Origin of the sequence: Chryseobacterium sp. NFX27, assembly GCF_049887855.1 — a bacterium.
Classification (GTDB): domain Bacteria; phylum Bacteroidota; class Bacteroidia; order Flavobacteriales; family Weeksellaceae; genus Chryseobacterium.
In genome coordinates, this window is the sequence record NZ_JAGEKK010000024.1 from 50,667 (window position 1) to 62,479 (window position 11,813).

At 36.5% G+C, this 11,813-nt stretch carries 10 protein-coding genes and 3 tRNA genes; 3 read left to right on the forward strand and 10 right to left on the reverse strand.

The features are described from left to right. Positions 1-3: 3 nt before the first annotated feature. The 6 genes from J4Q03_RS19660 to J4Q03_RS19685 form a co-directional block, all read right to left on the reverse strand. A complete protein-coding gene (locus J4Q03_RS19660) occupies positions 4-1,596 on the reverse strand; it encodes a GldM family protein (protein WP_426049812.1) in 1,593 nt (530 codons plus the stop codon). A 52-nt stretch (positions 1,597-1,648) separates the two neighbouring features. After that, entirely contained in the window at positions 1,649-2,341 is a 693-nt protein-coding gene (gldL, locus tag J4Q03_RS19665) for a gliding motility protein GldL (protein ID WP_426049813.1), read from the reverse strand. A gap of 57 nt (positions 2,342-2,398) precedes the next feature. Further along, positions 2,399-3,820 (reverse strand): gliding motility lipoprotein GldK, encoded by a 1,422-nt coding sequence (gene gldK, locus J4Q03_RS19670; protein WP_426049814.1) that lies wholly within the window; start codon positions 3,818-3,820, stop codon positions 2,399-2,401. Between the two features lie 108 nt (positions 3,821-3,928). Beyond that, positions 3,929-5,782 (reverse strand): glutamine--fructose-6-phosphate transaminase (isomerizing), encoded by a 1,854-nt coding sequence (glmS, locus tag J4Q03_RS19675; RefSeq protein WP_426049815.1) that lies wholly within the window; start codon positions 5,780-5,782, stop codon positions 3,929-3,931. Between the two features lie 41 nt (positions 5,783-5,823). Then, a complete protein-coding gene (locus J4Q03_RS19680; protein ID WP_426049816.1) occupies positions 5,824-7,458 on the reverse strand; it encodes a DUF4270 family protein in 1,635 nt (544 codons plus the stop codon). Positions 7,459-7,469: 11 nt separating this feature from the next. Continuing rightward, a complete protein-coding gene (locus tag J4Q03_RS19685; RefSeq protein ID WP_426049817.1) occupies positions 7,470-8,240 on the reverse strand; it encodes a glycogen/starch synthase in 771 nt (256 codons plus the stop codon). Between the two features lie 170 nt (positions 8,241-8,410). Here J4Q03_RS19685 and panC point away from each other — a divergent pair, with 170 nt between their 5' ends. Further along, a complete protein-coding gene (panC, locus tag J4Q03_RS19690; RefSeq protein ID WP_426049818.1) occupies positions 8,411-9,259 on the forward strand; it encodes a pantoate--beta-alanine ligase in 849 nt (282 codons plus the stop codon). Between the two features lie 186 nt (positions 9,260-9,445). Here the strand turns inward: panC and J4Q03_RS19695 are convergent. The 3 genes from J4Q03_RS19695 to J4Q03_RS19705 form a co-directional block, all read right to left on the reverse strand. Beyond that, positions 9,446-9,518, reverse strand: a tRNA-Lys gene (locus J4Q03_RS19695). A gap of 73 nt (positions 9,519-9,591) precedes the next feature. Next, positions 9,592-9,674: transfer RNA gene (locus J4Q03_RS19700), tRNA-Leu, on the reverse strand. 38 nt (positions 9,675-9,712) lie between these two features. Continuing rightward, positions 9,713-9,785 (reverse strand) — tRNA-Lys (locus tag J4Q03_RS19705). Between the two features lie 114 nt (positions 9,786-9,899). On the opposite strand from J4Q03_RS19705, the gene J4Q03_RS19710 reads away from it, so the two are divergent. Then, complete coding sequence (locus J4Q03_RS19710; protein WP_426049819.1) at positions 9,900-10,415, forward strand: shikimate kinase; 516 nt, start codon at positions 9,900-9,902, stop codon at positions 10,413-10,415. Positions 10,416-10,427: 12 nt separating this feature from the next. Here J4Q03_RS19710 and J4Q03_RS19715 read toward each other — a convergent pair whose 3' ends face one another. Next, positions 10,428-10,868, reverse strand: a complete 441-nt coding sequence (locus tag J4Q03_RS19715; protein ID WP_426049820.1) for an RNA-binding S4 domain-containing protein — start codon at positions 10,866-10,868, stop codon at positions 10,428-10,430. Between the two features lie 55 nt (positions 10,869-10,923). On the opposite strand from J4Q03_RS19715, the gene J4Q03_RS19720 reads away from it, so the two are divergent. Continuing rightward, complete coding sequence (locus tag J4Q03_RS19720) at positions 10,924-11,667, forward strand: hypothetical protein (RefSeq protein WP_426049821.1); 744 nt, start codon at positions 10,924-10,926, stop codon at positions 11,665-11,667. Positions 11,668-11,813 lie beyond the last annotated feature (146 nt).

Genomic DNA, 11,813 nt, shown 5'->3' on the forward strand with positions numbered 1-11,813 from the left:
GTCCTATTGAACATTAATAATTATAGGAGTAATGTTTTTAATCTGCTGTCCTTCTAATCCTTGTGCTGTAGCTTTAATTTCGAAAATTGAAACTACATCTCCAGATCTAAGATTTTTAACTAATCCTGCTGCATCGTTTAATGAATTTCCGTGAACCAATAATGCTGCTCTTCCAGGAATTCTAACCATGAACTGGGTAACATTAAATGAAACTGGGAAGTCAAAGTCTGGAATCGCTGCCTGTACAGATTGGTTAGGAATAGAAGTTGCCGGCATCGACAATACATTCTGTCCTCTCATCTGACCTTGTGGCGGCGGAACATTTTTAATTCTATATTCAAACACCTGAGATACAGATTTTCCGTAAGGGTCTATTCCTGATAATGTCAGTCTAACTGTATTACCTGTCGTAGGCTTAACGATCCATTTTCCTGGACCTGTATTTCTTACAGATGCTCCCGGAGCAGATAATGAAAGTTTAGAATTATCAGCACCTAAGATTGATCCTGAAACAGGGTTCTCAAGTCCTCTATACATTACATTCATTTTATCAGCAGAAAGTAATAATCCTTTTTCAAGTTTTACTTCTCTCGGTCCTGCAATTACATTATAGGTATGTGTCCATGGGAAACTCTGAGGTTTTCCTGAAGCATCCATTAAAGTAATTGTTCCTCCAAGTTTATGCTCACCAATACCAGAACCTGATATTGAAGTGATACCTTTACCATTCTCCACTCTGCCAACACCAGTAATACTGATCTTGTTGCTATTGGAATAAGTACCTAACATTACTTTTACTTCTGCTTGTTTTCCAGCCTGGATATCCACCGGACCTGAAACGATAGGTTCGTAGCTTGAGAATTTAATATTCGCATCCACTTTTTCCTGAAGTAATAATGCCAATGCATCTGACTGTACGTTTCTGGCATCATTCTGGATGATCTCAAGGTTAGAGATCGCAGCGATTAACGGCTGATGATAGAATTTATTCTGAAACCAAGTCTTGTCATTCGGAGATTTTCCTTTTGGATATTCTGCAATCAGAGATTTATTAGCTCTGTCTACCAAATCTTTTAATTGTGGATTTCCGCCAAAAGTTGCGTTGATGTAATTTCTTACGTCATCAATTTTAGCTTTTAAATCTAAAGCTCCTTTTGAAGGGGTGTTTTCTTCTCCTTCTTTGAAGAAATATTCTGTAGTCGCTTCATTATTATTTAATGCTGCAAAATTTTCGCTTACATCAATATCTTTTCCAGTTTTCGGATCTTTATCATGAAAATCCGACTGTTTTTTCAGAGCATCTTTGATTCCCTGAGCAGAAGAAACTAAGGCATCAATTTTACCTTTTAAAACTTGATACTGTCCCCAAGGCTGCGCATAGGTATCTGGAACCTGCTGTGCTTTAGCCTCAAGCGTTTTTTCAAATATCTTTTCGTTCTTATTTTCTGTTAAAGTTCTCGTTTCATTCAATGCTCTGGTAGAGTCATAGTATGATCTGATGATTTCTGCATCAATATTTAGGGCCATCATCGCGATGAACACCAAATACATCAGGTTGATCATCTTCTGACGAGGGGTCTGTTTTCCTTGTGCCATTCTCTTTTCTTTTAGTTTTTGATTAAGTAGTTAATTTAGAAATGGTTAGGAATTAAGACTTCATAGCAGTAAGCATACCGCCATAAACTCTGTTTAAGCTGTTAAGATTAGTTGTTAAACCTTGTAATTCTTGGTTGAATTTTTCAGACTGCTCTGCAGATTTCTGCATATCAGCAACATATTTGTTGGCAAATTCAGATTGTCTTTTACCGCTTTCCAGCTGCATGGCATATAAAGCATTCATACTTTCCATATGCTGAGCTGCTTTGTTAAGCTGGTCGTTATATTTATGAGTAGAAGCAGATACGTCAACAGTCTGGTTGATCTGATCAACAGAGTTGGAGAACTTGTCGATACCTGTTCTTAATCTGTCAAATAACTGAACATCCAGTTTTGCTTCCTGAAGCATTTTGTCTAATTTATTTGAAAGAGAGTTTTCTAATTCTGCAAACTGCTGTGCATTGTTTTTGGATGACACATTAGAATGTAAAGGGTTTGGGTTAGCATGCTTATCCAATAGTTCAGGATAAACATTTTCCCATGCATAAGATTCTTCTGATTTTGGAGGGTCGAATGCGAAAATGATAAAGATAATAGCCTCCGTAATAAGTCCCACAGTAAGAGCGATATTACCATTAATAGGTCCCAAGGTAATGTGAGTAATTTTAAGCCAAGCTCCAAGAATTACAATTGCAGCACCGAATGAATAAAAGAAATTCATCCAAGCATCTTTAGTCTTAAACATATTAAGTTAGTTTTTTTAATGTTAAATAAAATTGTTATTGAAAAATTGTCTGGTTAATTATCTGTTAACTCTTCTTGGCTTAACAGCTGCTTCAGGAATATCCTGTACAGTTCTGAATCCGATATAGCTTCTTGCGGAATCTTTTCTTTCCCAATCTCTGGCACCAGTCATAAGTGCATATCCTATATCTTTCCAAGATCCACCTCTTACAGACTTCTTCGTATCCTTTTTATCTTTCGTAGAAGGATTTAACGTAGAAGAGAATCCATAAGAAGAGTTGTTATACGCAGATGCTGTCCATTCAGAAACGTTTCCAGCCATATCAAATAACCCAAATCCATTTTTCTTAAATTTCTTTACTGGAGCTGTATATGTATAAGTACCTTTTTTATCGTCTTCCATATAGTTACCTCTCTTAGGCTTAAAGTTGGCAAGGTAGCAACCTCTGTCATCCATTAAATATGGACCTCCCCAAGGGTAAGTAGCATTTTGCATTCCGCCTCTGGCAGCATATTCCCACTCGATTTCTGTAGGAAGACGGAATTTCATTGGTCTTTGTTTTTTTCTTTTTAAGCTTTCGTTATAATCTGTTTTCAGTTTAGATCTGAAGTTACAGTAAGCTCTTGCCTGGTCCCAAGTTACCCCAACTACAGGATAATCCTTATAGGCTTTATGCCAGAAATACTGTTCGAACAATGGCTCGTTGTATGCAAAGTGGAAATCTTTTACCCACACTGTAGTATCAGGATAAATCGCAATGCTGGAACTTTTAAGGAAGTTAGCTCCTCTTTCATTCTCAGCAAGTGCGGCATCCATGTCTTCCCACTGATAGTTATATTTTAATTTACTAACGTCTAAAACTCTTTCGTTTCCGATTCTAGAAGAAGCAGGCAGATACATAGATTCCAGAACTTCCGCATATTCTACATCAGGATACTTTCCGGTACTCCAATGTAAAGGGATTTTCCAGTCTAATCTTTTCGTTGCATCATAACCTCCGTCTTCTCTTCCTCCCTGGCCTTCTAAATATTCTTGATAAGGTGTTAAATTTTCTTCTTTTTTAGCAAGATATGCATAGTCACCGATGCTTGCTCCTCTACGTCCGCCTTCTTCACCGCCTTCCCCAGCAGCTTCAGCTAGTAGAGTTCTCGCAATGGAATCTCTTACATAATTGATAAATACTCTGTACTCTGCATTGGTAGTTTCCGCTTCATCCATGAAGAAAGAGGAAACAGTAACAGTTTTCAACGAAGCTTTTTCAGGAGTATTTGTTGGATCCTGATCTGCAAGACCAGCAACAAATGAACCTGCAGGAATACCAACCATTCCAAATGGTCTTTCCGCAACAAATGATTTCGTTTTTTCTCTTGGTATCAATTCTCCTTTCGTTCCAGGTTTCCCTACAGAAGAACTGCCACCACCTGAACAAGATACTGATGCTACCGACGCAGACAATAATAAAAGAAATATCCTTTTCATGTTAATTTTTATAATTAAGCCGTAAATATATAATTTTTTTAAGAAACTTTTAAGATTTTTTTTGAAATAACGGAAGAAATCTAAATTTATTTTATTTACAACTGTTTTTTATTCCACGGTTACAGATTTTGCCAGGTTTCTCGGCTGATCTACATTCGCTCCTCGGTATACAGCAATGTAGTAAGCTAATAGCTGCAAAGGTACTGATGCTACGATTGGCGAGAAACATTCTGAAGTCTCCGGGATTTCAATAACATAATCTGCCATTGCACTTACCTGCTTATCTCCTTTATTGACTACCGCAATGACTTTTCCTTTTCTGGCCTTAATTTCCTGAACGTTACTCACAATCTTATCGTAATGTCCTTTTTTAGGAGCAATAATAACGATTGGCATGTTCTCGTCAATAAGGGCAATAGGTCCGTGCTTCATTTCTGCTGCCGGATATCCTTCTGCATGTATGTAAGAGATTTCTTTCAGCTTTAAAGCGCCTTCCAATGCCGCAGGATAATTGTATCCTCTTCCCAGATATAGGAAGTTTGTTGTGTTTATAAAGTCTTTTGCAATGTGTTGAGTCAGCTCGTGGGTTGTACTTAATACCTCTTCGATCTTTTTAGGAATAGCATCCAATTCAGCAATTAAGCTCATGAATTCAGCATTTCCTAAATTACCATTATGTTTTCCTAATTTTAACGCAATTAAGCTAAGGATGGTAAGCTGTGCAGTAAATGCTTTTGTAGAAGCCACACCGATTTCCGGCCCTGCATGAGTATATGAACCGGCATCTGTAATTCTTGCAATAGACGAATCCACTACGTTACATATACCATATATAAATGCTCCTTTTTCTTTTGCCAGCTTCAATGCAGCCATTGTATCTGCTGTTTCTCCTGATTGGGAGATCGCAATAACAACATCTTTATCAGTAATAATCGGGTTTCTGTATCTGAATTCTGATGCATATTCCACCTCTACCGGAATTCTTGCATATTCTTCAATAAGATATTCCCCGATAAGACCTGCATGCCATGAAGTACCACAGGCAATAATAATGATTCTGTTGGCATTCTTAAACCGTTCTAAATGATCCCAGATACCTGCCATTTTTATAATCCCTTCATCTACAAGAAGTCTCCCTCTCATCGTATCATGGATAGATTTAGGCTGTTCAAAGATCTCTTTAAGCATGAAATGCTCATATCCGCCTTTTTCAATCTGCTCTAAGCTTAATTTAAGCTCCTGAACTTCAGGTTCAATTCTTGAGTTATCATTAATAGTTCTGATATCTACTCCATTTTCCAATGAAATTGTAGCCATATGCCCTTCTTCAAGATAGATCGCTTCTTTGGTAAATTCTACGAAAGGTGAAGCATCGGAAGCAATAAAATATTCCTTATCTCCCAATCCTATTGCCAATGGAGAACCTAGTCTTGCCACTACCAATACTCCCGGATAATCTTCATGAAGTACAGTGATAGCGTATGCTCCGTATACCTCATTCAAAGCATATCTTACAGCTGTCGGGAAATCTGTTTCAGATTTCAGATCCATGAAATACTGGATAAGATTCACCAATACTTCCGTATCAGTTTCGGATTTGAAAGTAAATCCTTTTTCGCTAAGCATTGTTTTAATCGTATCATAGTTTTCTATAATACCATTATGTACAAGAGCAATTTTTCCGTTGTTTGATAAGTGAGGGTGGGAGTTTCGATCACTTGGAACTCCATGGGTAGCCCATCTGGTGTGTCCCATCCCTATTTTAGCTGTACCTTTCAACTGCGCTGAAATATTCACCAAATCATCGACCTTGCCTTTTGTTTTTTCTACTTCAAATTTATTATTTGAACCTTCTAAAACAATTCCCGCACTGTCATATCCTCTGTATTCCAATCTTCTAAGACCGTTGATTACAATATCATACGCATCTTGAAACCCTGTATATCCTACAATTCCGCACATATTTTTATTTTGTATAGTGTTTGTTTATTTTTTTATCTGTACTATTTTTTAGTACCGTAAATGATTTTTAACTGAATTCTTCTTTCAGGGTTATTTTCATCTGATCCTACAAAAACCCCTCTTTCTGTAGCAAATGCTCTTTCTGTAAATCTGTATCCTATCCTGGTAGTACCATCAGACAGGATAAATCTCCCCATATTAAGCAATAATGGTTTATTTTCCTTAGTTGTTCCATCAGCTGCTTTTTCAACAATATCTTTTACTGTTTTTGTCACTGTAAACTCATAATAAGAAGGATTTTTATCCAGATCATAAGACTGTAGCCAGTTAAAGCCTACAGAAGTATCAGTCAGAAAATCTTTAGGCAACTCCAAGTTTGTCTTTGGATCCTTCGTTAAAGGAAGAAGAGTAAAGTTATTAGCTGTTCTCTTATATTTATTGTTCCAAGTGTCAGTATCTGTATAAATTCTGATCTTAGCACTTACAATGGCTACTTTATTCTTTTCATATAATGTTTTAAGATCTTCAATGGTTTCTTCCGGTATTTTCACGCGCACTGAAGGCCCCCCCATTCCCTGAAGATAAAGTTTCTTATCTCCGGTCGTTGGATTGATTGAATTCCTTGCAGCATCCCAAGCAGAACCCGTTCTGTCATATTCATACTGGCCGATACGTGCGTTACCAATATTTCCTGCCAACGAGAATTTAAATGTAGATTGCGGCCTTGTAATAGTTCCGTTAGTATTTTTCTCATTGGTATAATACATGATAATTTCCATATTATCAGGAGACATCTGTAAAAGATATCCGTCTGTATCCGTTACGGAAAGTCTTATTCCCTTAAAATATCTTGTAAAGTTGGCAGCATCCATTAGCTCCGGCTTGCCGTTTTTGTCAAGAATCTTGGTCTGAAAAAAATCTTTATTTAAACGGATTCTAAGTCCTGGATCCGAAGTAAACACCGTTGAATTATCTGACTTTTTGGTAATGGTTTTAGCAGATACTCTCCCTTCAAGAATACCAGATCCCAAAGATGCGCCAGTGCCCACCGCTATGTTGGAATATTTGAAGGCCTCTGTATTACCGTCTAAAAATGTAGTAATTTCATCTACATTGATATGCATCAAAGTATGAGATCCTCCGGAACCTAACTTTGTTTTACCATATTTAGCAGAAAAATCGGTAGGATATGTTTTGATCTCTGTAGAAACAGCTACATTTTCCGTTCCTATTAATATATTTTCGTCCTTAAGCGGGCGTGTTACTATAGAATCGGCAGCAGAAGAAACAAAAGGTTTCATTACGAATACAACAGAATCTACTTTGGGGGTTTTCCCAAAATCAAAATTATCAGTACTCATTCTCAGCTGGGTAAGGAAAGATGCTTTCTGCATACCAAACTGCCCCTCGGAAAAAGCTCCTAAAACAGCAAGAGACGAAGAGCTTCCCGTTCCGGTTACCTGACTTATAAGCCTGCTTGCCTCGCTTCGGATGGAATCATTATTATTAACATTATAAGCTATAAGAGGATATGAAGTTACATTACCTTCTGCAGCCCCGTCAATAAATAGCTGCTCACCCAGCGCATCCGCTTCCGGTTCGCAATTATAAAGAAGGGCACTCCCGAAAACCGCCATAAGAAGTATGGCAAAGGTCCTTTTAACAGTATGAATCATTAAAAATGTGTTTAATAAAGTTGGTTTATAGAATCTACGTCAACATATTCTGATTTTGGAGTTGTTGTTTCATTGAAACCTTTATCAAGGTCTGCATCCAGAAACTCGTCTCCTTTTACCACCATGTTAACATACTTCATACTTTCAATAACAAAGTTTTTGATTGTCGGATTATCTAACGCTTTTAATCCGGAAATATTATCGAATGTCAATTTTTCAGCAATGTTTTTGTCCAGATCAGCGTCTTTCTCATTGTATAAGGAAAGGACGATCTTGGCATCTTTGAAGTAAGTATCAGATTCGTAATAGGTTTTCAGATAAATTGGAACAAAAGAAGACATCCATCCGTTCAAATGGATTACGTCTGGAACCCAGTTTAGTTTTTTGATGGTTTCTATAACACCTCTTGCAAAGAAAATCGCTCTTTCATCGTTATCATCAAAAGGATTCCCTTCATCATCTACATAGTATTGCTTTCTTTTGAAGTATTCTTCGTTATCAATAAAGTAAACCTGAAGTCTTTCCCCCGGAAGAGACGCTACTTTAATAATTAGAGGCTGGTCCAGGTCATTGATGATAATATTCATTCCCGAAAGACGGATGACCTCATGAAGTTGGAATTTTCTTTCACTTATTTGTCCAAATCTTGGCATAAAAACTCTTACATCATTGCCTTCATTGTGCATCTTAAGTGCCATTTTGTTTACCAATGCAGCCATATTCGTGTCTTCCTGATATGGATACATCTCTGTAGTAATGTACAGTATTTTTTGATTCGGCATAAATTTCTATCTATATTTTTGTAAAAATGCTTTAATGTGCAAAATTACAAAAAAACATTCAACATTATTTTAATTAACATTTTTTTACGATAATTCCTCTTTCAAATTACTAAAAACTCATTTAATTATATGATATTTTTAGTATTTTTGAATTAGTATTAAAATAAACTATGGAAGTTATAAAGAATAGAAAAACCCTTCAGGATTTCATTGAAAGACAGAAAGAAATGGGAAAAAAAATAGGCTTTGCCCCTACGATGGGAGCGCTTCACAAAGGTCATCTTTCCCTTTATGAAGAAGCCAAAAAAGATAATGACCTGGTGGTATCTTCAATTTTTGTAAATCCTACCCAATTTAATAATCCGGAAGATCTGGAAAAATATCCAAGAGATATTAACAGGGATATTCTTATCCTTAAAAATTCGGAATTAGTGGATGCGGTTTATATTCCTGAAGTAGCAGATATTTACCCTGATAAAACACAAAGCCAACATTATGATTTCGATGGATTGGAAAATGAAATGGAAGGAAAGTCCAGACCCGGGCATTTTGACGGGGTAGGAACTGTAGTGGAAGAGCTTTTCAGACAGATCCAGCCGGACAACGCCTATTTCGGGGAAAAAGACTTCCAGCAGCTTGCCATTATTAAAAAGATGGTTGAAAAGAAACATCTCCCTGTAAAAATTACTGGAGTTTCTATTTACAGAGCAGAAAACGGATTAGCATTAAGTTCCAGAAACCAAAGACTTCATGAAGACCGGAAAGAGGCTGCAAAAATAATTTATCAGACCTTAGTCAAAGTAAATGACTGGTTTCGGGTTATCACCATCCCCGAAATAAAAGAAAGAATAACGGATATCTTCGACCATCAGCAGGGCATGAAATTAGAGTACTTTTTGATTGCTGATGAAAATACCCTGAAAGAAACTGATTTTTTCTATAAGGACAGGAATTACAGAGCGTTCATTGTAGTTGTCGTAGATGGTGTGAGATTAATTGACAATATGCATCTGGATTAATATTAAACACTTGTTCAACAAAATATTCTGCATATTTTCTTTATAAAAGATAACTCTGATTACTTTATCAGAGTTTTTCTTTTTACATTATTGGGTATAAAAAAAATCAAAGGTCTCTTGCGGAGACCTTTGAACACCAAATCACAAAATATTAATATGAAAAAAATTTACTTTTCAGTAAACTTGTGACCCGGCTGGGATTCGAACCCAGGACCCATACATTAAAAGTGTATTGCTCTACCAGCTGAGCTACCGAGTCGGCCACAATTAATAATGATAAATATAAAATTAATTTTTAATTATTCACTACTAATTATTAAATTTCTTTGCAGTGCCTGCGACTGGACTCGAACCAGCACATCCTTAGGAAACCACCCCCTCAAGATGGCGTGTCTACCAATTTCACCACGCAGGCTATAAAAATTACAAAAATCTAGTAATCTTTTTCGCTTGTGACCCGGCTGGGATTCGAACCCAGGACCCATACATTAAAAGTGTATTGCTCTACCAGCTGAGCTACCGAGTCGGTCACTTTAGCAACGATTTACATTTGAATAATGTCCCTCGTTTTCAGTGGTGCAAAGATAGGAGTTTTTTCATTATCTCAAAACTTTTTTGCAAATTTGTTTAAAAAAAATTCATGGTTATTTCACTGATCGGATACATGGGATGTGGCAAATCTCACATTTCCAAAATTTTAAGCGACAAAATAAATTTTAAACTAATTGACCTCGATAAAGAGATTTCCAGGAGAAATAAATTAACCATTCCTGAAATTTTCGAAAAAAGGGGAGAAATTCAGTTTAGAAAGCTGGAAAGAGAGGCATTGGAAGAAATTCTGGCCTCGGAAGAAAACTTGGTTTTAAGCCTGGGTGGAGGAACACCGGTTTATTATAACAATATGGAACTGATCAATCAAAGCTCCAAAAGTATTTTTTTAAGAGCTTCTGTAAGTACTTTATACGAAAGACTTTCCAAACAGAAAGAAAAAAGGCCTTTGATAGCTAATATTTCCGATGAAGATCTTCCTGAGTTCATTGCCAAGCATTTATTTGAAAGAAATGCTTTTTACAGCAAAGCGCAGTTCAGCATCAATACGGATTCCAGGGATCCTGAAGATATTGTACGGGAAATTGTAGAAAAGCTCTATCTCTAGAGCTTTTTTATCTTAATTTTCGTTCTCGTCGGCGCTATCTGCTGTTTCTCCAAAGAAATCATCCCAGTCTGTAAAGTCTGAAGCTATGTCATTTCCTACATAGTCATCCATCTCACGCCTGTCTTTTTTGGTCGGTCTTCCCTCACCTTTATTTCTATAATAATCCTGCGACATCTTGCGGAGCTTTAACAATTCATATTGCTCTTTGTCTGTGACATCCTGGATGTGAAGAGGGACAAGCTTTGCTCCCATCCTGCTTTTGGGAATCTGGGTAACCTTTATTTTATAATCAATTTGATTTTTTCGGATCTTGATAATATCTCCTTCTTTTACCTCTTTAGACGACTTTACGGCAGACGTTCCGATTGAAACTCTGTTCTTTTTAATTTCCTCTGTTGCAATACTTCTCGTCTTATAAAAACGAATGCACCATAAAAATTTATCTATTCTCATAATTTTTTATACTTTTGCCGTTATATTATTTGTAAAGTAATTAAAGTTTTTTGAAATGAAAAAAATATTTTTATATATCCTTGCGGGATCTTTATGTTTTTCTGCATGTAAGAAAGATGATGAAGTTGAAACTTATAAAGAACCGGAAGATATCTCCGTTCAAAACAGTTATGACGATCAGGCCATTAAGAAGTTTATGAGCGAAAATTATCTGGACACCCAGGGAAATATAAAAGCTTTCAGTACAACAGACACCAGTGATGACAATGAAAAAAAATTAATAGATCTGCCGTATCAAACACTTCCTTCCGGAACCATATACATTGTGAGAGAAGGAGCACAGCCAACAGTTGAACCACAAACTATCGGCCCGAAAGACATCCTTACTCTGATGATCAGAACGACTGGTTATTTGGCTATTAACACCGATGGAAATGTTGCTTTCGCAGCAGCCCTGCCTATTACCAATACCATTAATGGCAACGGCCTTCCAATAATAGATCCGATGTATTATTATGTAAAACAGTCTGTATTAGATGCTGCAACAACAGGGGTAGCACAGCAAAGAAGTTATTATGAAGTTGAAGGTTTCCGTGAAGCCATTCAAAAATTCAAAGCATTTAAAGATCTTCCAAGTGGAGATCCATATAATCTTCAGGGTGTTATTTTAGTACCGTCAAGAGCTGCCTTCGCGAGAGACCCACACTATCCTTACAACACACAATACTCTTTAAGAAATTACTCTATGGTATTTAATTTCCAGGTATACGGAAGAGCTGACAGACCTGACGGACAATAATTTAAGATTAATTTATTCGATGACTAGTCCTGAAAAAGGTTGACTAGGTTTATTACCCAAATATAATTAAATCAGAGTAGGAATTTTTCTATTCTGATTTTGTTTTTTATAGGTTTTTAATTTCACATTATTTTTTAGATGTACTT

Coding starts and splice junctions, on each gene's coding strand:
- gldK (WP_426049814.1), bottom strand. CDS start 3,820: ATGAAAAGGATATTTCTTTTATTATTGTCTGCGTCGGTAGCATCAGTA.
- J4Q03_RS19710 (WP_426049819.1), top strand. CDS start 9,900: ATGGTTATTTCACTGATCGGATACATGGGATGTGGCAAATCTCACATT.
- J4Q03_RS19685 (WP_426049817.1), bottom strand. CDS start 8,240: ATGCCGAATCAAAAAATACTGTACATTACTACAGAGATGTATCCATAT.
- glmS (WP_426049815.1), bottom strand. CDS start 5,782: ATGTGCGGAATTGTAGGATATACAGGGTTTCAAGATGCGTATGATATT.
- gldL (WP_426049813.1), bottom strand. CDS start 2,341: ATGTTTAAGACTAAAGATGCTTGGATGAATTTCTTTTATTCATTCGGT.
- panC (WP_426049818.1), top strand. CDS start 8,411: ATGGAAGTTATAAAGAATAGAAAAACCCTTCAGGATTTCATTGAAAGA.
- J4Q03_RS19680 (WP_426049816.1), bottom strand. CDS start 7,458: ATGATTCATACTGTTAAAAGGACCTTTGCCATACTTCTTATGGCGGTT.
- J4Q03_RS19715 (WP_426049820.1), bottom strand. CDS start 10,868: ATGAGAATAGATAAATTTTTATGGTGCATTCGTTTTTATAAGACGAGA.
- J4Q03_RS19720 (WP_426049821.1), top strand. CDS start 10,924: ATGAAAAAAATATTTTTATATATCCTTGCGGGATCTTTATGTTTTTCT.
- J4Q03_RS19660 (WP_426049812.1), bottom strand. CDS start 1,596: ATGGCACAAGGAAAACAGACCCCTCGTCAGAAGATGATCAACCTGATG.